The following is a 21,849-nucleotide window of genomic DNA, read 5'->3' as shown; positions in this document are numbered from 1 at the left end:
GTCGGCGGCGCGCGTTGCGGGCGCGAAGCCCCGAGCGCAGCTTGGGCGCATGACGGACGACCGCGACGATAAGGATCGCCCGCTCCGCGACGACATTCGCGAGCTGGGCCGACTGCTGGGTGACGCGATCCGCGAGCAGGAGGGAGACGACACCTTCAGACTGGTGGAGCAGACGCGGCAGGCGGCCGTGCGCTTTGCGCGTGACGGCCGCGCCGAGGACCGGGCGGTGCTGCACGCCCTGCTGGACGGGTTGCCGCCGCGGGTCACGCTCAGCGTGGTGCGGGCATTCGCCTATTTCCTGCAGCTGGCCAACATCGCCGAAGATACGCATCGCGCCCGCCGGCGCCGTGCCCACGAACGCGAGGGATCGCCACCCCGCCAGGGCTCGCTTGCGTATGCGATCGATGCCGTACGCCAGGCCCTGGGCAACGACGCGGTGGCGCTCGCCCGGCTGCGTGAGTTCTTCGCGCACGGTCTGGTGATGCCGGTGCTCACCGCCCACCCCACCGAAGTGCAGCGGCAGAGTACGCAGGTGGCCATGCAGCACATTGCGGATCTGCTGACGGCGCGTGATCGGCTGGCGCTCACCCCCGAAGAGCAGGCGGAGCACGATCGGGCCTTGCAGCGTCAGGTGCTCACCCTCTGGCACACACGTCTGGTGCGCGGGGAGCGGTTGCGTGTGCTCGACGAGGTGAAGAACGGTATCGCCTACTTTCGTGCCACCTTCTTCACCGAAGTCCCGCGACTGTACGCGCACGCCGCGGCGCTCCTCGCGGAGCGGTTCCCGCACGACGCGGGCGACTGTGGCACCTTCCTGCAGGTGGGCAGCTGGATCGGCGGCGACCGCGATGGCAATCCCTTCGTCACGGCCGACATCCTGCGCGACACCCTGCGGCTGCAGGCGGCTGCGGCGTTCGACTTCTATTTGCAGGAGGTGCACGCGTTGGGCGGGGTCCTGAGTATCTCCAGTGCCCTGCATCCGCCCACGCCGTCGCTCGCTGCTCTTGCCGCCGCCTCGCCCGATCGGTCGGTGCAGCGACTGGATGAGCCGTACCGGCGTGCCTTGAGCGGCGTGTACGCACGACTGGTGGCCACCATGCAGCGGCTGGAGCTGCCCCCGCCCACGCGCGCTGCGCTGGGGGATGCGGCGCCATACGAGGCACCCGACGCCCTGCGCGCCGACCTGCAGGTGGTGCACGACGCCCTGGTGCACACGGGCCTGCCATTGCTGGCGAGCGGACGCCTGCGCCACCTGCTGACGGCCGTCGATGTATTCGGCTTCCATCTGGCACCGCTCGACGTGCGACAGAACGCCGATGTGCACGAGCGGGTGGTGGCGGAGCTATTGGCGCGGGCCGGTGTGTGTGCCAGCTATGCCGCGCTCTCCGAGGCGGAGCGCGTGGCGCTGCTGGCGGGCGAACTGGTGAGTGCTCGCCCGCTCTACTCTCCGCATCTCACCTACGCGGACGAGGCCCGCGGCGAGCTGGCCATCGTGTTTGCGCTCCGCGAGTGGCGGGCGCGCTACGGCGCGGCGGCGTTACCCCATTACATCATCTCGAAGTGCGATGGGGTCTCGGATCTGCTGGAAGTGGCGCTCCTGCTCAAGGAGGCGGGTTTGGTCACGAGCGGAGAGGCGCCCACGCTGGGCTTGCACATCATTCCGCTGTTCGAGACGATCAGCGATCTGCAGCGTGCCGGCGCCACGATGGCGGCCGCCTTCGCGCTCCCGGCCTACCGCGCGCTCCTGCGCTCGCGCGCCGACCGGCAGGAAGTGATGCTGGGCTACAGCGACAGCAACAAGGACGGCGGTTTTCTCACGAGCGGCTGGGAGCTGTACCGCGCCGAACTCGATCTCATGCGCGTGGCGACCGACGCGGGGGTCCGCCTGCGCTTCTTCCATGGGCGCGGCGGCAGCGTCGGGCGCGGCGGTGGCCCCAGCTACGAGGCCATTCTCGCGCAGCCCTCAGGTGCCGTGACCGGGCAGATTCGCCTTACCGAGCAGGGGGAGGTGATCGCGAGCAAGTATGCCGCCCCCGACGTGGGGCGTCGCAACCTCGAGTTGCTCGTGGCGGCCACGATCGAGGCCACGCTCACCGACCACGAGAACCAGGCCGACCGCGCGGCCACCTTTCATCCGGTCATGGAGCAGCTGTCGGCCAAGGCCTATCGCGCCTATCGCGCTCTCGTGTACGACACGCCGGGCTTCACGCAGTACTTCCGCGAGAGTACCCCGCTGGCCGAGATCGCGACCCTCAACATTGGTAGTCGGCCGGCGAGCCGGAAGCCGGGCGATCGCATCGAGGACCTGCGCGCCATTCCGTGGGTGTTTTCGTGGGCGCAGTGCCGGTGCATGCTGCCGGGGTGGTACGGCGTGGGCACGGCGGTCACCGAATGGCTGGCGGAGGAGCCCGACGGCCTGGCGGTGCTGCAGCGCATGGCGCGCAGCTGGCCGTTCTTCCGCACGCTGCTCAGCAACGTGGACATGGTGCTGGCCAAGAGTGACCTGCGCGTGGCGTCGCGTTATTCCGAGCTGGTGCGTGACGAGGCGTTGCGGCGCGGCATCTTCAGCGCCATCGAGGCGGAGTGGCAGCGCACCCGGGACGCCCTGCGCCTGATCACGGGCACCGACCGGCTGCTCGTGGACAACCCCCTGCTGGCCCGCTCGATCGCGAACCGCTTTCCCTACATGGACCCGCTCAATCACCTGCAGATCGCGCTGCTGCAGCGGCATCGGGAAACCGCCGAGGCGGGGGCGGCGGTGGACGAGTTCGTCCGACGCGGCATCCACATCACCATCAACGGCATTGCGGCGGGGCTCAGGAACTCCGGCTGAAGACGAACGCGGGGGACGGCGTTCGCGCCGGTGCGGCGCCAACCGTCCCCCGCCTTGCGGCCGGTGCTCGCGCCGTGCGTGTCAGTCCATCGCGAATTCGCGCGCGAAGGCGACGTTGAAGGCGAAGGTCTTGGCCTTGCTGCGCGTCTCCATCATGTCGGCCACGCGTTCGAGGCGCGCCGTGATGGCCATGATCTTTTCCTGCGCCTTTTTCCCCGCTTCGTTGAGCCCCTCGACCTTGTCGAGCGCCCAGAACTTGATGAGATCCTCGACGATCCGGATGTAGTCGCGCGGCCCGTAGATGCCCGCGCGGCGGATCACGTCGGCCATCTCGCGGAAGTGCGGCATGCTCACCCCCGGCATCTCGATGCTGGGCATGATCAGCGACGCCGACACCATGGCGTTGCTGGCGTCGCGCTCGAGCACGCGCTTGAAGATCTCGCGGTAGAACACGTAGTGCCGCGCTTCTTCCTTGGCCACGTTGGCCAGGACTTCGCCGATGAGCGGCTCGTACTCACCGGCGAGCTTGCCGGTGTTGGCGTGGCTCACCTGCGTGGCGCGCTCCTGCAGCGACGTATAGACGAACACCCGGTACGGGTCCTTGTCCCATTCCGGCTCGAAGCCCGCCTTCAGGTACTCGAACTGCATGCGCTCGAGCACGGGATTGTCGAGGATGCGGCTGTCGTGCGCGTAGTCATGCAGCACCGCCCCGTGCCGGTCTTCCTCGGCAGTCCAGAGGTTGTTCCACTTGGCCCAGAAGGTGTCGCCCCCCAGGTAGGTGGCGAGCAGGCGATGGAAATGCGGCAACCCCTCTTCGGTGAGGGTATTCAGCGCCAGGGCCACCCGGGCGGGCATGCTGATGCCACGGGCCCGCTCGCGCAGCTGCCGCACGTGCAGATCGGGGTCCGTGTCCGGCTCGGGGGCGAGCAGTTCGGACGGGAACCACAGCACGCGCTTGGCTTCGTGCGCCGTCATCAACTCGTCCACGTCCTTCTCGAGGTCGGCGAGCACCTCGACCTTGGCCAGCGTTTCTTTATTTGGTATGAACATGCAGTTCCGATGGGGAGCGGGTCACTCCGTAAACTACCGGAGGTCGCCGCGGGGGACCAAACCAGACGCGCGCCTCGCGACGTGCTCCTACCGGCGTGAACGTATCGGGGGGCGGAACCGTTCGCCCGCACCTCGCCCGCGCCTCGCCCGCGCCTCGCCCGCGAAACGGCAGCCCCGAACCTGGTTCAGGATGAATGAATGACACGCTTATGCTGGCGTGTTACTGACGTGATAATGATCTTTCTGTCGCACGACGAGGGCGGGACATCGCGACTAAATTCCGACGATGGTTCCTCCCCCTGCCGCACCCAAGAAGCCGAAGTACGACAGCCGCCGAGCCTGGGGCGAAGCCCGTGCGCTCATCATACAGCATCGCCGCTCGGTGGGCATCGGCCTCGTGCTCATGCTCATCAGTCGCGCCTCGAGCTTCGTGCTCCCCTACAGCACGAAGCGGGTGCTCGACGAGGCGCTGCCGCAGGGCGACCTGCGGCTGCTCGGCTATGTCGCGCTCGCCGGCCTCGCCGCGACCCTTGTGCAGTCCGTGACCGGCTACGCCCTGTCGCAGGTGGTGAGCGTGGCGGCGCAGCAGGCCATCGCCCAGCTGCGCGAGGAGGTGCAGGGGCACCTCATTCGCCTGCCGGTACGCTACTTCGACAGCACCAAGAGTGGCGTTCTGGTGAGCCGGGTCATGAGCGACCCCGAGGGGATCCGCAATCTCATCGGCACGGGGCTCATCCAGCTCACCGGCGGCATCCTCAGCGCCATCGGGGCCATGGGCGTGCTCCTCTATCTCAACTGGAAGCTCACCCTCGCCACGGTGCTCCCGTTGGCCCTCTTCGGCGCCGGCATGAGCATCGCCTTCAAGCGCCTCCGTCCCATCTTTCGTGAGCGCAGTGTCATTCAGGCCGAAGTGACCGGCCGGCTCACGGAAACGCTGGGCGGCATCCGTCTCATCAAGGTGTACACCGCCGAGGAACGGGAAAAGCAGGTGTTTGGCCAGGGGGTGCAGCGTCTCTTCCAGAATATCGCGAAGACGATCACCGGCACGTCGCTCACCGGTACGCTGGGACTCGGGGTGGTGGGCGTGATCGGCGTGATCGTGATGTACGTGGGCGGTGGGGATGTCATTCGCGGCCGCATGACGCTGGGCAGCCTCATCACGTTCGTGGTGTTCATCGGCATGGTCACGGCACCGCTCATTTCGATTGCCAGCATCGGCACGCAGATCACCGAAGCCTTCGCGGGCCTCGATCGCATTCGCGAACTGCGTGACATGGCCACCGAGGACCAGGAGGACGCGGCCAAGCAGGCGGTCCCCGCCGTGGTGGGGCACGTGCAGTTCGAGGACGTCACCTTCGAGTACGAGCCGGACGTGCCCGTGCTGCAGCATGTGAGTTTCGATGCACCGGCGGGCACCACGACGGCGCTGGTGGGCTCGAGTGGCAGTGGCAAGAGCACCATGATCTCGCTCATCATGGCCTTTGCGCAGCCGCAGCAGGGGCGCATCCGTGTGGATGGTACGCCGGTCAGCGAGCTCAAGCTGCGCGACTATCGCCGCCATCTGGGCGTGGTCATGCAGGACAACTTCCTCTTTGACGGCACCGTGCGCGACAACATCGGTTTCACCAAGCCGGGCGCCACCGACGAGGAGATCATGGCCGTGGCCAAGATCGCCAATGCCCACGATTTCATCATGGGCTTCCCGCAGCAGTACGACACGATCGTGGGCGAGCGCGGCGTGAAACTGTCGGGCGGACAGCGGCAGCGCGTGGCGATCGCCCGCGCCATCCTGGCCGACCCGCGGGTGCTCATCCTCGACGAAGCCACCTCGAGTCTTGATTCGGAGAGTGAGCACCTCATTCAAGAGGGGCTGCGCCGTCTCCGCGCCGGACGCACGACCTTCGTGATTGCGCACCGCCTCAGCACGATCACCAGTGCCGACCAGATTCTCGTGCTGGAGAAGGGGCGCATCGTGGAGCGTGGCACCCACGCCGCACTGCTCGCGCTGGGCGGACGCTATCGCGATCTGTACAACCGGCAGTACCAGCTCGAGCAGGACCAGTTCATCAATCCGGGCGAAGAGATCGCCGCCACGGGCTGACGGCGATCCGGGCTCAATGCTCCAGCTCCATGGTCGACTCGCCCACGCACCGCTCGCATCTCACCGCTCACTTCTGCCGCAGCACCCGCCGGTCGAGGAAGTCGAGGGCCGATTCGAACACGCGCATCCATGACTCGTGCCGCAGGAAGCCGTGAATCTCGTCGGGCAGCACCAGCTGTTCCACGGGCACATTCTGCGCGCGCAGCCGCTGTATGAGCGTGAGCGTCTCGATGAAGCGCACGTTGCGATCGTCGTCCCCGTGAATGAGCAGGACCGGGTCCTTCCACTGGCGCACCTGCGAGAGCGGTGACGACAGGAACGCCAGGCGGGAGGCGGCCGGCTCCTCGAGCGCGTTGTAGTCGGTGAGGAACGTCTGGATCCCCACGTTCCAATCGTGCACGCCGTGCACGTCCACGCCGGCCGCAAAGAGTTCGGGGTTGCGTGACAGCCCCTGGGCGGTGAGATAGCCGCCGTAACTGCCTCCCCACAGCGCGACCTTGCCGGTGTCCACGTCGGCGCGCGCACGCAGCCACCGCGCGGCGGCCACCACATCGCGGTACTCACTGGCGCCGCCGGCGCCGTAGTCGAGCGCTTCGCGGAAGTCGCGTCCGTAGCCGATGCCGCTGCGGAAGTTGAGCGAGAGCACCACCCATCCGCGCAGGGCGAGTGCCTGGTTGAAGGCGTACGCGTGGTGGTAGTACGCCCCGTAGTTCCATCCCAGCAGCATCTGCCGGCGCGAGCCGCCATGCAGGAAGATGATGGCCGGCCGCCTGCCACTGAACCGACCGGCCGGTGGCAGGAACAGCTGCGCATGACTCGTGATGCCGTCGGCCGCCGTGATGTCCACGGCGCTCGGCACCACGAGCTCCCGGCTGGGGAAGTCAGCCGGCATGGTTTCGGGGGCGAGATACCGGGCGGCGGCGAACGTGGTGCCCGTGGCCGTGATGATGGACGCATGCGCCGGCAGCCGTGCATCGCTCCGCAGGAAGGCCACACTGCCGTCGGCCAGTGGCGTGGGCATCCACTCGATGCTGGCCCCGCCGGTGAGGGGCGTGGGCGCATTGCCGCCGGCAGGACTCACACGCCACAGGTGCCGGCGATCACGATCACCCTGGTTGGAGTTGAAGAGCAGCTGGGTGCGCGTGCGGTCGAGCGTGACGAATTCCACCTCGTGCGGGCCGCGATCGAGCTGGGTATAGGCGCCACCTGCTGCCGGCACACTGTACAGGTGCAGGAACCCGTCGCGCTCCCACGGAAACACGAGGCGGTCGTCGGCGCTCCAGAGCAGCTGCGTTTCCGCCTGCATGGGCCAGAAGGCGGAGCCGGTGCCGGGGGACGCACGAAACACCGGCGAGGCCACGCCGGTGGCGACATTGGCCACCTGAATGCTCCACGGCTGGGCCGTGCGCACCGCCAGGAAGATCATGCGGCGTCGTTCGTAGGGCTGTCGCAGGAAAGCCAGCCGCGTGCCGTCGGGCGACCACACCGGCGAACCGTCGGTGTCGGTGCTGGGCGACATCCACCGCAGGCTCTTCGCCCGCAGGTCGTACACGCCCACATAGGCGTGCGTCCCGCGGCTCGACACCACAGCCACCATGTCGCCGTTGGGAGACCAGCGGAATTCACTCGCGCTCCCACGCATGCGGAAGAGTGGTGCGGCTTCCCCCGTGCTTCCCGTGGTGGTCAATGTCATGACCTGGCCGCGGCGCGCGAACAGCAGCCCCTCTCCCGATGGCGCGGGCGTTGGGGTGCTCCCCTCGGTGACGCGTTCGGCTCCGGCCCCGTTCGCGTCGAGTCGCACCCGCCAGATCGCCTGCTCGGCGCCGGTCGGATCGCTGGTGGGGTTGGGGTTCTCTCCCGCACGGTTGGGACCGCTGCCGCGAACGAACCAGAGCGTCCGTCCATCGGCGGAGAAGGCGAGCTGGGCTACTTCCTGTCCGTCATCGGCCCCGAAATGCACGACGCGCCGGGCGGCGTACGCGGGCGCCGCGGCCACGAAGATGCTGCGTACCCCTTCGGTGTTGTGTACCCAGGCCACGAGGTCACCCCGTGGCGAGGCCACCATGGCGGACGGAAACGGGGCGGCCTCGATGGCGCGCACCGAGGGCGGCGTTTGCGCCGTGGCGGGTGCAGCAGTCGCCACCAACAGGGCGACCAGCAGCGCCACCGGCGTGCGGGGGGAGAGCGGCCAGTGCATCAAGGCTCCTTCGGGTCGCCGTGCGTGACCCGGCGGGAATGGGCTTCGGTATCGACCTCCTGCTCCCAGGCGAGCAGGCGCTGCCGAAGCCGGCGGGCGATTTCTGGGTGCGTGCGCGTGAGATCGCGGCGCTCCCCGGTGTCGGTACTCAGGTCGAACACGAAATCATGATTGGCATCGCGCACATACTTCCAGCGGCCGTCGCGCACGGCGCGTTGCGTCCGGCCTTCGAAGGTCGACCGCCAGAAGAGCGTGCGGGGCACAATGGGCCGTGCGCCGCGCAGCACCGGGAAGAGATCGATGCCCTCGAGGCGAGCGGAATCGGGCACGGGGGTCGCGGTTGCCGCGAGCACCGACGCGGTCAGATCCATGGTGATGCCCACCTGCGCCGTGCGCGCATTGGCGGGGACCCGCCCCGGCCACCGCACAATCGTGGGCACTCGAATGCCGCCTTCCCACACGGTGTACTTGCGGTTGAAGAAGGGGCCGTTGTTCGAGAGCCACTCGCCGCCGTTGTCGTTGGTGAAGATCACGATGGTGCGTTCGCGCAGCGCCAGCCGGTCGAGCGCGCGCAGAATCGTTCCCACCCCGCGGTCCAGACGCTCCACCATCGCCACATAATCGGCACGCGTCCCCGCCGCCGAATCGCTGGGGCTCAGGAGTCGGCCATTGGCGCGGGCCACGCTGGGATGATCGGGTGGCTGGAAGGGCCAGTGCGGCGCGTTGAAGGCGACGTCGATGAAGAAGGGGCGGTGACGTTCCCGCTCAACGAAGGCCACGGCCTGCTGCGCAATGAGATCGGTGCTGTACCCCTCCGCCCGAATGGGGGTGTCGTTTTCGTACAGGTCGGGGAGTCCGGCACCGTCCGTGTGCTGGTAGTAGTCGTGATATCCGCTCTTGAGCCCCCAGAACCAGTCGAAGCCATGCGCCCCCGGGGACATCGTTGGCGCGTAGCCCAGGTGCCACTTGCCCACGAGGGCGGTGGTGTACCCGTTGGCCCGCAGCAGCTGCGGCAGCGAGGTGCCCGTCGGCACCAGGCCACCACGTTCACCGGAGGCCGGCCCGCCAAGTGGCACCTCGAGGCCGTAGCGCTGCTGATAGCGTCCGGTAATGAGGCCGGCGCGCGTGGGGGTGCACAGCACGCCGTTGGCGTAGAACTGCGTGAAGCGCGTCCCCTCGCGCGCCAGACGGTCGAGATGCGGCGTGCGCACGTCGGTGGCGCCGTACGGCCCGATGTCGGCGAAGCCCAGATCATCGGTGATGATGAGGACCACATTGGGCCGCACCGCGGGAGCGGCGGGCGGTGGCGATTGCGCCGGCACCGCCGGCGGCACGGCGGTCAACACGCCGCAAGCGAGTATGCTGCACGCGATTACGCGCCACCGGTGAGACCGCGACGCACGGACAGTGAAACGGGTCATGCGCCAATATCCGGCCGCGGGCATGGCGTCGGCTAGAGCAATCGGCGAGCTTTGACGAACACAAACTATCCAGACCAGACTTCGTGACTGCTTCACACACGTTTACTTCGCTTCAGCTGCACCCGAGTCTTCTGCAAGGCCTCAAGGACCTCGGCTTCGCCCGGCCCACGCCCATTCAGGGCGAGAGTATCCCGCCGGCACTCGAGGGGCGCGACCTGCTGGCCTGCGCCATGACCGGCAGCGGCAAGACGTACGCCTTCCTGCTTCCCATCCTGCATCATCTCATGACGCGGCCGCGTGGCAAGACACGCGCCCTGGTGCTCACGCCCACGCGTGAACTGGCCGCCCAGATCGTGCAGAGCTTCAACGATGTGGCCACACATACTCCGCTCACCGGGGCCGCCGTGTTCGGCGGGGTGGGCATGGGGCCGCAGGAGCACGCCTTCCGCAGTGGCGTGGATGTCATGGTGGCCACGCCAGGCCGCTTGCTCGATCACTTCCGGCAGTCGTACGCCAAGCTGGACGCCCTCGAGTTCCTCGTGCTCGACGAGGCCGATCGCATGCTCGACATGGGCTTCCTCCCCGAAATCAAGAAGATCCTGCGGCACCTGCCGGCGACCAAGCGGCAAACATTGTTCTTCAGCGCGACCATGCCGCCGCCAATTGCGGCGCTCGCGCAGGAGATGCTCAACAAGCCGGCCACCCTCAACCTTCAGCGTCAGGCCGCCCCGGCCAAGGGGATCACGCAGGCGGTGTACCCGGTGTCGCAGGACCTCAAGAGCGCCCTGCTGGTGGCGTTGCTCAAGCGTGGCGACATGCCGCAGGCCTTGGTGTTCACCCGCACCAAGCACCGCGCGAACCGGTTGGCCAGCCAACTCGTCACGGCCGGCATCAAGGCCGAGCGCATTCACGGCAACCGCTCGCAGAGCCAGCGCACACAGGCACTCGCCGGCTTCAAGGACGGCACGTATCAGGTGCTCGTTGCCACCGACATTGCCGCGCGCGGCATTGATGTGGAGGCACTGGGCCATGTGGTGAACTTCGATGTGCCGGTGGCGGCGGAGGACTACATCCACCGCGTGGGGCGCACCGCGCGCGCCGAAGCGACCGGTGAGGCCTTCACCTTCGTCAGCCCGGAAGAAGAGGGCGAACTCAAGCTCATCGAGCGCGCCATCAAGAAGCAGCTGCCACGGGTCACCGTGCCGGACTTCGACTACACGGCCAAGCCGCAGGCGAAGCTCGAGGTGCCCATCGCCGAGCGCATCGCCGAAATTCGCAAGAAGAAGGCGGAGGATCGCGCGCGCGCGGCGGAGAAGGCGGCGCGCCGAACGGCAGCGCAGGACGCCGAGGCGGCGCGGCGCACGGCCAAGCCGGCGAAGACCGAGCGGGGGCCGCGTTCTGCGCCGGCCGCCGGCAATCGCTCGACGCCCGTGGCCGGCGAGGCGCCCAAGGGCGGCGCCCGTCGTCGTCGTGGTCCGCGCCGTCCCGGTGGCGGTGGCGGCGGCGGTGGCGCCCGGAACGACAGCCCCTACAAGTAAGCCACTGCCGCCGCATGGATGACGTGCGGTACCCCATGCCCCGCGGCCCCCACCGTGTGGAGCAGGTGATCGACCGCAGTCGCTTCATCTGCACCGTCGCGCCGACCACCCGCATCGACGAGGCGCAGGCGTTCATCAAGGCCATGGGGGCCGAGTTCGCGGACGCCACGCACAACTGCTGGGCGTATCTGATCGGCGCCCCCGGCAGCACCGATCGCATCGGCCTCAGCGACGACGGCGAGCCGCACGGCACCGCCGGTCGGCCGATGCTCACGGTGCTGCAGCACAGCGGCCTCGGGGACATCGCGGCGGTGGTCACCCGCTACTACGGTGGCACGAAGCTGGGCACCGGCGGGCTGGTGAAGGCCTACGGCGGGGCGGTGCAGGAGGCGCTGGCGTCGCTCCCTACGGTCGTGCATGTCGACACGGTGCGCGTACGGTTCGCCGTGGGCTACGCCCACATCGGCGCCATCCAGCAGCTGTTGCCCACCCTCGACGCGGAGGTCCTGTCGCAGGACTTCCGCGAACAGGCTGGCTTCACGGTGAAGCTGCCCCGCGCGTCGGTGGCGGCACTCGCCACGACGGTGGCCAATCTCACCCGCGGCAGTGGCGCCGTGCAGCTGCTGGATTGAGGTTGGCGGCGTCGCTCAGCTGAGCCCCTCGATCGTCCCGTCGGGGCGCAGGCGCATGCCTTCGGCCGCGGGCTTCTTGGCCAGGCCGGGCATGGTCATGATGTCGCCGCACTTGGCCACCACGAATCCGGCGCCGGCGCTGCCGTACACTTCGTTCACCGTGATGCGGAACCCGGTGGGCACGTTCAGGCGCGAGGCGTCATCGGTGAGTGAGTACTGCGTTTTCGCCATGCACACCGGCGTGTGGCCCAGTCCATTGGCCTCGAGCCAGTCGATGCTCTTTTCCGCGGCACTGGAAAAGTCCACCCCGTCGGCGCCGTAGACCTGTTGGGCCACCGTGCGGATCTTCTCGCGAATGGGGCGGCTGGTGTCGTACAGCGGACGGAACGCCGCGCGTCGGCTTTCCAGCAGCGTGAGCACTTCGCGCGCGAGCGCTTCGCCGCCCGCCCCGCCCTCGGCCCACACATTGCAAAGCGCCACCGGCACCCCGAGCTGCTCCACGAAAGTGCGCACCAGCTCGAGCTCCGCCGCACTGTCGCTGGTGCGCCGGTTGATGGCCACCACCACCGGCACGCCGAACTGCTGCACATTGCGCACATGGTGCGCCACATGGGGCAGCCCACGCTCGAGGGCGCCCACATTCTCGCGATCGAGTTCGGGCTTGGGGACACCACCCTGCATCTTGAGTGAGCGCACCGTGGCCACGAGCACTGCGGCTTCGGGGGTGAGTCCCCCGGCCCGGCACTTGATGTCGAAGAACTTCTCGGCGCCCAGATCGCTGCCGAACCCTGCCTCGGTGACCACGATGTCGCCGAGCGCCAGCCCCGCCCGTGTGGCCACGAGCGAGTTGCAGCCGTGCGCAATGTTGCCGAACGGGCCCGCGTGCAGGATGGCGGGCCCCCCTTCGAGCGTCTGCACGAGATTGGGGCGCAGCGCATCCTTGAGCAGCAGCGTCATGGCGCCGGTGGCGCCGAGATCCCGCGCGTACACCGGCTTCTTGTCCTTGCCCAACGTGGTGCCGACGATGATGTTGCCGAGCCGCTGCTCGAGGTCGTCCGCGTCGGCGGCCAGTGCCACAATGGCCATGATTTCGCTGGCGGGAATGATCACCCACCGCTCCTCGCGCATGGTCCCGTTGCCGGTGCCCACGCCAATGATGGCGGTGCGCAGGGCGCGGTCGTTCATGTCGATCGTGCGCGGCCACGTGATGCCCTTGGGGTTGATCCCCAACGCGTTGCCGTGGTAGAGGTGATTGTCGATCATCGCCGACAACAGCGCATGGGCACTGGCGATGGCGTGGAAGTCGCCGGTGAAGTGCAGATTGATGTCGTCCATGGGCAGCACCTGCGAATACCCGCCCCCCGCTGCGCCCCCCTTGACGCCGAATACCGGGCCGAGGCTCGGCTCGCGCATGCAGAGGATGGCGTTGTGCCCGAGGCGCCGGAACGCCTGGGAGAGCCCCACGCTCACGGTGCTCTTGCCCTCGCCCGCCGGCGTGGGGTTGATGGCAGTGACGAGCACCAGTCGTCCCTTGGCCGGGGCGGCCGCCAGGGAGAGCGGCAGCTTGGCCTTGTACTTTCCGTACAGGTCAATGTCGTCCTCCTCCAGCCCCAGATCGGCGGCCACGTCGCGAATCGGGCGTATGACCGCCTGCTGGGCGATCTCGATGTCGGTGGGGACGGCGGCAGGTTGCACTGTCATGGCGGTCCGGCGGGTTGCGGGTGCATGTTGTGGGATGGCGCTTTTTTCCATACTAGCACAGAACGCCGGGACTCGCCGAGCGCCCTGCGCCCGACCGCCTGCCTGTCACACCGAGGCGTCGCGATGATCATTGGGGTGTACGGAGCCTCGAGTCGGCTTGGGCACCAGTTCATTGGCGTCGCGGCGGCGGCCGGGCATGCCCTGCGCCTGCACTACCGGGCGAAGCCGGCCGAACAGGTGCCGGAAAATGCCACGGTCATCGTCGGATCGCTGGCCGACCCCACCGCCGTGCGCGAAGTGTTGCGCGGCGCCGATGTGGCGGTGGTGCTGCTGGGGCACAAGCATGACGCCCGCGTGCCGTACCTTGCCGCCGCCACGAAGCTGGTGGTGAGCACCATGAAGACACTCGAGCAGTCACGCCTGCTGGTGGTGACCGGGGCGATGGTGGGGGAGAGCGCCGGCAACATGGGGCTCACCATGAAGCTCAAGAACCTGTTCGCCCGTCGGTCGGCGCACGACGGCATGATGGAAGACCGGGACGAACAGGAGCGACTGATACGCGCCAGCCGACTCGACGGATGGACGGTCGTGAAGCCAGGCACGCTGACCGACACGTCGGCGACCGACAAGGTGCAGGTCGACAGCACCCTGTCCATGGGCGCCGGCAGCCAGGTGTCGCGCGCCACGCTGGCGCGGGTGCTCCTTCAGGAAATCGAGCAGCCGCGATTCACGCAGCAGGCGGTCTACGTGGCCGAGCGCTGAGGGTCGGGGCCGCTTCCTGATGCTGCCGTACGATACGCTGCTGACATTCGGCGCCGGGATGCTCTTCTGCGGTTGGATGTTCTGGGACCTCCGCAAAGAGAACAAGAAGGCGGCAGCACGCAAACAGGCGGCACTCGCCGCCGCCGCCAGCTTTGGCCCGCCGGCGCCGCTCCTGCGGGTGGCCGCGCCCCCTCGCCCCCCTTCGGTATCCCCCGCTGTTGTTCGTCCGCCCCGCCCCTCGGGCGGCGCGCCCCACCTGCCCACCCTGCCTTCATCCCTGCACATGACCGACGTTCGCAAGCTCTCCTGGGACGACCTGGCCGTCGAGGAGCTCACGCCGCTGATCGGCCGGCGCCTGATCTACACGGACCGGCAGATGCTGGCCCACGTGTATCTCAAGCAGGGCGCCATTGTACCCGCGCACGATCACGTGAACGAGCAGATCACCTACATTCTGAGCGGGGCCCTGCGCTTCTGGATCGGTGAGCACGCCGACAACCCGGGTGCGACGTTCACGGATGTGCGTGCGGGTGAAGTGCTGGTGATTCCCAGCATGGTGCGGCATCGCGCCGAGGCGCTCGAGGACACCCTCGACGTGGACATCTTCAACCCGCCGCGGCAGGACTGGATCGACAAGAGCGACGGTTACCTGCGCACGGGCGTGCCCATGAGCAACGGCGGGCAGGGCTGATGGATCTCGGTATCCAGGGAAAGGTGGCGCTCGTGTGCGGCGCCAGTCGTGGCATTGCCTACGCCACGGCCGAGGAGCTGGCGCGAGAGGGCGTGGACCTCGTCATCTGTTCCCGTGACGGCGCCGCCATTCGCGAGGCACGCACTCGGTTGAGCGCCCTCGGGGTGACCGTCATTGCGCTCGAGGCCGACCTGTCCACCATGGCCGGCATCGAGCATGTGGTGCAGCGCACGCGCGCCGCGTATCCCACGGGGGTGGACATTCTCGTCTGCAACACAGGTGGCCCACCAACGGGTGCGCCGCTGTCGCACGACTGGTCGGCCTGGAGCGCAGCCAGCGACCTGCTGCTGCGCAGCGTGGTGGAGCTCACGCGCGCCTTCGTGCCGGCCATGCAGCAGAAGAAGTGGGGGCGCGTCATCGCGATCACGTCGTTGGCCGTCCGGCGCCCGCAGGGGTCCCTCGTGTTGAGCAATGCCCTGCGCGCGGCGGTGACCGGCTTCCTGCGCACGCTGGCCGATGACGTGGGCAAGGACGGTGTGACGGTGAATACGGTGTTGCCGGGGTTCACGGCCACGGAGCGCCTCGACGATCTGGCGCTGGCTACCTCGCGCCGCACCGGGCAGTCGCAGGAGGCGATCTTCGCCGGCTGGGCGAGCGAGTCACCGCTGGGGCGGGTGGGGCGCCCCGAGGAGCTGGCGTCGGTGATAGCTTTCCTCTGTTCTGCGCGGTCCGGTTTCATGACGGGGCAGGCCGTCCTGGTGGACGGTGGTGCCGTCAAGTCGCTCGTCTGATCACCGCTCCGTCACCTCCGCTCCCTCAGCACCACCACACATGAGCCGCATCACCGAGACGCAGTGGATCTGGCGCGATGGCCATTTCATTCCGTGGGCCGACGCCACGATTCACGTGCTCAGTCACTCCGTGCAGTTCGGATCGTCCGCCTTCGAGGGCATTCGTGCCTACAGCACGCCCCGCGGTCCGGCGATCTTCCGGCTGCGCGAGCATCTCGAGCGGCTCTTTCATTCGTGCAAGATCTACCGCATGGAAGTGCCGTACACGATGGAGCAGCTGGTGGAGGCCTCGCGCGAACTCGTGGTGCGCAACGGGCTCGACGCCTGTTACCTGCGCCCCATGGTCGTGCGCGGCTACGGCACGGCCGGGATGGTGCCCATTGGCGCGCCGGTGGAGACCTACCTCCCCTGCTGGCCGTGGGGAGCCTATCTGGGCGACGAGGCGCTCGATGCCGGGGTGGATGCCTGCATCTCGAGCTGGCATCGCGTGCAGCCCAACACCATTCCGGCCATGGCCAAGATCGCCGGCAACTACCTCAGCGGGCAGCTCATCAAGATGGAGGCGCTCGCCAACGGGTACGCCGAGGGCATCGCGCTCTCCCCGAGTGGGGTGGTCAGCGAAGGGTCGGGGCAGAATGTGTTCGTCGTGTCCAAGGGCACGCTCATCACCACGCCGCTCGACGGCAGCATCCTGGGCGGCATTACCCGCGCCACCATCATGCAGCTGGCGCAGGACGCGGGCATCCCGGTGCGTGAGCTGCACATTCCCCGCGAAATGCTGTACATGGCCGACGAGGTGTTCTTTACCGGCACGGCTGCCGAGCTCACCCCCGTGCGCAGCATCGACAAGATCACGATCGGTGCCGGCAAGGTGGGGCCCATCACCAAGCGGCTGCAGCAGGAGTATCTGGGCATCGTCAAGGGTCAGATCGAAGACCGGCACGGCTGGCTGACGCACTGCCGGTGAGGGGACGGTCGGACTGAACGGAGTGTTCCGATCGGTCGAATTGGTCGGATGCCCGGAGGTCGGGTGAATGCCGGAGGTCCGAGGCGGGAAACGGCGTTCGGAAATCGGCGGTCGGAGGTGTGTGCGGCCTGTTGATGCGCGCGCGCGGTGCGTCCGGCCTCGGACCTCCGAACGCGGTTTCCCGGCTCCGATTTCGGGCATTCATCCCACGTCCGGGCATCCGACCACTCCGATCATCCGGTCTCCGAATCCTCTCCCCCTTCGCCCAACGGCCTCCTTACGACGATGGCACTGACCTCCACCATGTACGCGCTGCAGGTGCAGCTCGCCCACGTGGACCGCGGCGTGTACGAGTCGCTCGAGTTCCGCATGGCCATGCATCCGTCGGAGGCGCCGGAGTATTTCGTCGCGCGCCTCCTCGCGTACTGCCTCGAGTATCGCGAAGGGATCGCCTTCTCCAAGGGGGTGTCCGATCCCGATGATCCCACCGTGAGCGTACGCGACCTGACGGGTACGATCACCCACTGGATCGAGATCGGGCTTCCCGACGCGGCACGGCTGCACAAGGCCAGCAAGGCGGCGCCGCACGTGGCCGTCTACACACACAAGGATCCCACCGTGTGGCGCCGGCAGCTTCAGGGAACGCGCATTCACAAGGTCGAGCAGATTGTCTGCCATGTGCTTGATCGCGCTCTGGTCGATGCCCTCGTCGACCGGCTCGATCGCCGCCTGTCGCTCGACCTGTCGGTCACCGATGGGACGCTTTTCGTGAACGTGGGGAACACCACGCTGACGGGCACGACGGAGCGAGTACCGCTGAGCGTGTGAGCCACGGGGGCACCAGGCGGCGGGCCCCTGCCGGGGTCGTGATCGCGGTCGGACGCCTGGGTCCGAAGCGCCCGGATTGACGGATGGCCGCTGCGGCCTGAGGTTGAGGGATGTCGGTCACCGCCACCTACCGCGCCTTCGTCCTCGAACGGCTGCAGCGCGCCCTGCCGGACGTGCGGGCCCGTGACATGTTCGGCGGGGTGGGCCTCTACGCCGGGACCACCTTCTTTGCGCTCATTGGCAACGATGTGCTGTACTTCAAGGTGGATGAGCACACCCGCGGCGAGTTCGAGGCGCGCGGTATGCGCGCCTTTCGTCCCTTCGGCGAGGGTGGCGAGGTGATGCAGTACTACGAGGTGCCGGTGGATGTGATCGAGGATACGGACGCGCTGCGCGAGTGGGCGGCGGTGGCGGTGTCCGTGGGGCGCAAGTCGAAGCAGCGAAAGGCCAAGCGGTCGGCGTAGTGCTCGACGTGCCTGATCGCGCCTCGGTGCTCGACGTGGTGCGGGCCCACCCACTGTGCGCCGAAACCCCCCTGCCCCTGCTGCAGCAGGCGATCACCCCGGCGCCAAGTGTGTACGTGCGCAGCAACTTCGAGACGCCCACCGCGCACGCCGACTGGTCCATTCTCGTCTCGGGCGACGTGGCGCAGGTCACCCGGGTCTCGCTCGACGCGCTGGCCGCCATGCCGCAGCATGAGGTGCTGATGACCATGGAATGCGCCGGGAATTGGCGGCTGGGGATGGACCCGGTGCCTGCCGGCGAACCGTGGCAGTACGGGGCCGTCAGTACCACTCGGTGGCGCGGGGTGTCCCTGGCGACGGTACTCGCCCAGGCGATGCCGGCCAGCACAGCGGTGGAGGTGCTGGCGTGCGGTGCCGATTCGGGACCGCGCGACGACGCCGCCGGCGTGGTGCGCTTCGAGCGGGCGCTGCCCCTCGAGGTGGCCATGCACCCCGACACGCTGGTGGCCACGCACATGAACGGGGACCCACTCACCGCCGAACACGGCGCGCCCGTGCGACTCGTGGTCCCCAACTGGTACGGCATGGCGAGTGTGAAGTGGCTCGCCGGGGTGCAGCTGCTGAGCGCGCCCTACACCGGGTACTTCCAGCAGCAGCGCTACGTGTACGAGATGGACGGCGACGTGCGTCCCGTGACACGCGCGTTGGTGAAAAGCATGATCGTCTCGCCCCTGCCGCAGCAGATCACGACGCGCCACTGCACCGTACGCGGCTGGGCCTGGTCGGGGTCGGGGCCCATCACGCTGGTGGAGGTGGCCGTGAACGAGCGCTGGTCTCGTGCCACGGTGGCGGCCCCGGCGTCCCCCTACGCCTGGACCCCGTTCTCCCTGGAGGCCGAGCTCCCCACGGGCGACGTGATGCTGCGCAGTCGCGCCACCGACGCCACCGGGGCCATCCAGCCCGAGGCGATCGTGTGGAATCGGCTCGGTTATGGCAACAACGCCGTGCGCGCGATTTCGGTGCTGGTGCGGCCGTGATGGACACGGATCCGGCGATGCCACGCCTTCGCCGGGCCGGGATCGACGACGCGGACGCGCTGAGTCGCTTCGCGCGGCGCACCTTCTCCCACACGTTCGCGGCCGACAACGATCCCGCCGACATGGCGGCGTACCTGGCATCGGCGTTCAGTCCCGCCAAGCAGCATCGCGAACTGGCGGAGCCTCGGCGCATTTGTCTGCTGGCCGAGCTGGACGACGTGCTGGTGGGGTATGCGTACCTCATGCAGGGCACAGCGCACGAGGCCGTGGCGGCCGCGCATCCGGCGGAGCTTGAACGATTCTATGTGGATCACGCCTGGCACGGTCGCGGCGTCGCCACCGCGCTCATGCAGGCGGTGCTGCTCGCCGGTGGCGAAGGCGGTGGCGACGCGCTGTGGCTCGGTGTCTGGGAGCGTAACGCGCGCGCCATGCGCTTCTACGCCCGGTGGGGCTTTGTCACCGTCGGCACGCAGACCTTCCTGCTCGGCTCCGATCCCCAGCGCGACGCGGTGATGCGGAGGGAGTTGTAGGCGCGCTGTGCGCCGTTGGCTCAGCCGCGCTTGCGGGCGAGTATGGTGCCCCGGCAAGTGATGGCGCCGCACGCACAGGGATAGCGTCGCTTGGCGGCCGGGGTGTGACGCTCCTCGAGCACGAAGGCATAGTCGTACACGAGCTCTTCCCCCACCTCGATATCGTGCAGCGCCTCGATCCAGAGGCGCTTCTCGTCCACGACGACGTCGCAGTTGGGGGCACACGAGTGGTTGAGGAAACGTGCCTCGTTGCCATTCACCGAGGCGTCCACCACCACGTCGTCGTCAATGGCGAACAGAAACGTGTGATGCCGCGCGCCGGCCACGTCGGGGTAGCGCGCGTCCGCCTGCGCGGGCGTGAGCCGCTCCCCCGCGTACTCGATGATGCGCGTCCCGGCCGGCATGGGCCTGATGGCGAAGGCGCCCAGCCCTTGAATGGGACTGGGACGGACATCGAACGGGAGCGGTTCGGGGGGCGACATGCCGGAATTTCTCCGCCCGAGGGCCCAATGTGCTACCTTTGACGATTACAGGAGAATCCCATGACGAACATCAACGCGGGCGACGCCACCAACGGCTTCGCAACCCTCGGGGTAGACCCGCGTATTGCCGACGCGCTTTCCGCCCTCGGCTACGAAGAACCCACGCCGGTCCAGCGGGCGTCCATTCCTCCCCTGCTGGAGGGGCGCGACGTGCTGGCGCAGGCGGCCACCGGCACCGGCAAGACCGCGGCGTTCGCGCTGCCGCTGCTCACGCGCGTCGGCGCCGGCCACCGCGCCACCGATGGCGGCCCGTCGGTCCTCATTCTGGTCCCCACACGCGAACTGGCCATGCAGGTGGCCGAAGCGGTGCATCGCTACGGTAAGCCGCTGGGGCTGCACGCCCTGGCCGTGTATGGCGGTGCCAGCATGGAATTGCAGATCCGCGCCCTCAAGCGCGGGGTGGACGTGGTCATCGCCACCCCCGGTCGCGCGCTCGACCACATCAAGCGCCATACGCTCAAGCTGGGCACGCTGCGGGCGGTGGTGCTCGATGAAGCCGACGAAATGCTCGATATGGGCTTCGCCGACGAACTGGAGGCGATTCTCGACGCCACGCCGACCGAGAAGCAGACGGCGCTGTTCAGCGCCACCCTGCCGCCGCGCATTGCGGGACTCACGCGCAAGTATCTGCGCAACCCGCAGCAGGTCACCGTGGAGCGGGAAGTGGTGGCCGAAGGGGAGTCGGCGCGGGTGCGGCAGATGGCCTACATCGTGTCGCGTGCGCACAAGATGCCCGCGCTCGCGCGGGTCCTCGACATCGAACAGCCCACCAGTGCCATCGTCTTCTGCCGCACGCGCACCGAGGTGGACGAACTGAGCGAAACCCTCACCGCGCGCGGGTTGCGGGCCGAATCGCTGCACGGTGGGCTCTCGCAGGATCAGCGCGATCGGGTCATGCAGAAGTTCCGCGCGAAGAAGGTGGACCTGCTCATCGCCACCGACGTGGCCGCGCGCGGGTTGGACGTGAAGCATGTGAGTCACGTGGTGAACTTCGATGTGCCGGCGGATGCCGAGACCTATGTGCATCGCATCGGACGCACCGGTCGCGCCGGACGCGAAGGGGTGGCCATCACGCTCGCCGAGCCGCGTGAGCACCGGCTGCTGCGCAACATCGAACGGCAGACCAGCCAGAAGATCGACGTGGCGCAGGTGCCCACGGTGGCGGACCTGCGCGCCCACCGTCAGGAGCTGGTGAAGGCCACGCTGCGGGAGGCGGTCCTCGAAGGCGGGCTCGATTCGTATCGCGGCATCGTGGAGGCGCTGGCGGGCGAGCTTGATCTCATGGATCTCGCCGCGGCCGCGGTGAAGCTGGTAGCGGCGCGTGACGGTGGCGAAGAGGCGGAGATCCCGGCGGTCACGCCGCGCGAGCCGCGGGAGCGCTTCGAGGGGCGTGGCGATCGTCCGTTCGGTCGGGAACGGGACACGTCATCGCGCGGTGACGCGCGCGAGCGTCGCCCGGAGGGCGGCGCCAAGGGAAAGAAGGCCAAGCGCGACACCCCGTGGACGGCGGCCACCCTCTGGATCGGGGCCGGACGCAAGCTCAAGATGCGTCCGGGCGATCTCGTGGGCGCCATCGCGAACGAGGCCGGCCTCGACTCGGCGCATATCGGGTCGATTCAGATCGCCGACAACTTCAGCACCGTCGAAGTGCCCGAAGCGATGGCCGACGAGGTGATTTCGGCGCTCAAGAACACCAAGATCAAGGGGCTGCGCGTGCAGGTGCGGCGCGATCGCATGCGCTGAGGCGCTCGCAAGTGGGGTGGC

The 21,849-nt window shown here is 68.3% G+C and carries 18 protein-coding genes; 13 read left to right on the top strand and 5 right to left on the bottom strand.

What is annotated here, in order from left to right; genetic code table 11:
• Positions 1 to 49: 49 nt before the first annotated feature.
• Positions 50 to 2,833, top strand: coding sequence for a phosphoenolpyruvate carboxylase (gene ppc / locus O9271_RS15995; RefSeq protein WP_298271869.1), 2,784 nt, complete (start codon positions 50 to 52; stop codon positions 2,831 to 2,833).
• Between the two features lie 81 nt (positions 2,834 to 2,914).
• Here ppc and O9271_RS15990 read toward each other — a convergent pair whose 3' ends face one another.
• Positions 2,915 to 3,883, bottom strand: a complete 969-nt coding sequence (locus O9271_RS15990; protein WP_298271866.1) for an acyl-ACP desaturase — start codon at positions 3,881 to 3,883, stop codon at positions 2,915 to 2,917.
• A gap of 286 nt (positions 3,884 to 4,169) precedes the next feature.
• Here O9271_RS15990 and O9271_RS15985 point away from each other — a divergent pair, with 286 nt between their 5' ends.
• Positions 4,170 to 5,984 carry an ABC transporter ATP-binding protein gene (locus tag O9271_RS15985; protein WP_298271864.1) on the top strand — a complete coding sequence of 605 codons (1,815 nt, stop codon included), beginning with the start codon at positions 4,170 to 4,172 and terminating at the stop codon, positions 5,982 to 5,984.
• A gap of 67 nt (positions 5,985 to 6,051) precedes the next feature.
• Here O9271_RS15985 and O9271_RS15980 read toward each other — a convergent pair whose 3' ends face one another.
• Together O9271_RS15980 and O9271_RS15975 are read right to left on the bottom strand one after the other, a co-directional pair.
• Positions 6,052 to 8,181: a prolyl oligopeptidase family serine peptidase gene (locus O9271_RS15980; protein WP_298271861.1), complete on the bottom strand. Its 2,130-nt coding sequence runs from the start codon at positions 8,179 to 8,181 to the stop codon at positions 6,052 to 6,054.
• Positions 8,181 to 9,527, bottom strand: coding sequence for a sulfatase-like hydrolase/transferase (locus tag O9271_RS15975; protein WP_298271859.1), 1,347 nt, complete (start codon positions 9,525 to 9,527; stop codon positions 8,181 to 8,183). Before O9271_RS15975 ends, O9271_RS15980 begins: the two co-directional genes overlap by 1 nt.
• 158 nt (positions 9,528 to 9,685) lie before the next feature.
• Here O9271_RS15975 and O9271_RS15970 point away from each other — a divergent pair, with 158 nt between their 5' ends.
• Complete coding sequence (locus O9271_RS15970; protein ID WP_298271856.1) at positions 9,686 to 11,140, top strand: DEAD/DEAH box helicase; 1,455 nt, start codon at positions 9,686 to 9,688, stop codon at positions 11,138 to 11,140.
• Positions 11,141 to 11,175: 35 nt separating this feature from the next.
• Entirely contained in the window at positions 11,176 to 11,772 is a 597-nt protein-coding gene (locus O9271_RS15965; RefSeq protein WP_298271853.1) for a YigZ family protein, read from the top strand.
• A 15-nt stretch (positions 11,773 to 11,787) separates the two neighbouring features.
• Here O9271_RS15965 and O9271_RS15960 read toward each other — a convergent pair whose 3' ends face one another.
• The gene (locus O9271_RS15960) at positions 11,788 to 13,473 is read right to left on the bottom strand and encodes a formate--tetrahydrofolate ligase (protein ID WP_298271850.1); all 1,686 of its coding nucleotides are present in this window, start codon (positions 13,471 to 13,473) and stop codon (positions 11,788 to 11,790) included.
• Positions 13,474 to 13,596: 123 nt separating this feature from the next.
• Between O9271_RS15960 and O9271_RS15955 the strand changes: the two genes are divergently transcribed.
• From O9271_RS15955 to O9271_RS15920, 8 genes are all read left to right on the top strand, one after another.
• A complete protein-coding gene (locus O9271_RS15955) occupies positions 13,597 to 14,235 on the top strand; it encodes an NAD(P)H-binding protein (RefSeq protein WP_298271847.1) in 639 nt (212 codons plus the stop codon).
• Positions 14,236 to 14,518: 283 nt separating this feature from the next.
• The gene (locus tag O9271_RS15950) at positions 14,519 to 14,926 is read left to right on the top strand and encodes a cupin domain-containing protein (RefSeq protein WP_298271846.1); all 408 of its coding nucleotides are present in this window, start codon (positions 14,519 to 14,521) and stop codon (positions 14,924 to 14,926) included.
• A complete protein-coding gene (locus tag O9271_RS15945; protein ID WP_298271845.1) occupies positions 14,926 to 15,717 on the top strand; it encodes an SDR family oxidoreductase in 792 nt (263 codons plus the stop codon). The genes O9271_RS15950 and O9271_RS15945 overlap by 1 nt, the downstream gene beginning before the upstream one ends.
• 40 nt (positions 15,718 to 15,757) lie before the next feature.
• The gene (locus tag O9271_RS15940) at positions 15,758 to 16,684 is read left to right on the top strand and encodes a branched-chain amino acid transaminase (RefSeq protein WP_298271843.1); all 927 of its coding nucleotides are present in this window, start codon (positions 15,758 to 15,760) and stop codon (positions 16,682 to 16,684) included.
• Between the two features lie 285 nt (positions 16,685 to 16,969).
• The gene (locus tag O9271_RS15935) at positions 16,970 to 17,512 is read left to right on the top strand and encodes a YaeQ family protein (RefSeq protein WP_298271841.1); all 543 of its coding nucleotides are present in this window, start codon (positions 16,970 to 16,972) and stop codon (positions 17,510 to 17,512) included.
• A gap of 110 nt (positions 17,513 to 17,622) precedes the next feature.
• Positions 17,623 to 17,976: a TfoX/Sxy family protein gene (locus O9271_RS15930; protein ID WP_298271839.1), complete on the top strand. Its 354-nt coding sequence runs from the start codon at positions 17,623 to 17,625 to the stop codon at positions 17,974 to 17,976.
• A gap of 8 nt (positions 17,977 to 17,984) precedes the next feature.
• The gene (locus O9271_RS15925; RefSeq protein ID WP_298271837.1) at positions 17,985 to 19,013 is read left to right on the top strand and encodes a molybdopterin-dependent oxidoreductase; all 1,029 of its coding nucleotides are present in this window, start codon (positions 17,985 to 17,987) and stop codon (positions 19,011 to 19,013) included.
• A gap of 17 nt (positions 19,014 to 19,030) precedes the next feature.
• The gene (locus tag O9271_RS15920; protein WP_298271834.1) at positions 19,031 to 19,543 is read left to right on the top strand and encodes a GNAT family N-acetyltransferase; all 513 of its coding nucleotides are present in this window, start codon (positions 19,031 to 19,033) and stop codon (positions 19,541 to 19,543) included.
• Positions 19,544 to 19,563: 20 nt separating this feature from the next.
• Here the strand turns inward: O9271_RS15920 and O9271_RS15915 are convergent, their stop codons facing one another.
• Entirely contained in the window at positions 19,564 to 20,025 is a 462-nt protein-coding gene (locus O9271_RS15915; protein ID WP_298271831.1) for an SET domain-containing protein-lysine N-methyltransferase, read from the bottom strand.
• A gap of 60 nt (positions 20,026 to 20,085) precedes the next feature.
• Here O9271_RS15915 and O9271_RS15910 point away from each other — a divergent pair, with 60 nt between their 5' ends.
• Complete coding sequence (locus O9271_RS15910) at positions 20,086 to 21,828, top strand: DEAD/DEAH box helicase (protein WP_298271828.1); 1,743 nt, start codon at positions 20,086 to 20,088, stop codon at positions 21,826 to 21,828.
• Positions 21,829 to 21,849: the final 21 nt, after the last annotated feature.

Source organism: Gemmatimonas sp. (genome assembly GCF_027531815.1).
Taxonomy (GTDB): domain Bacteria; phylum Gemmatimonadota; class Gemmatimonadetes; order Gemmatimonadales; family Gemmatimonadaceae; genus Gemmatimonas.
Note: the sequence above shows the minus strand (reverse complement) of the source record. Positions and strands in the feature narration are given on the sequence as shown.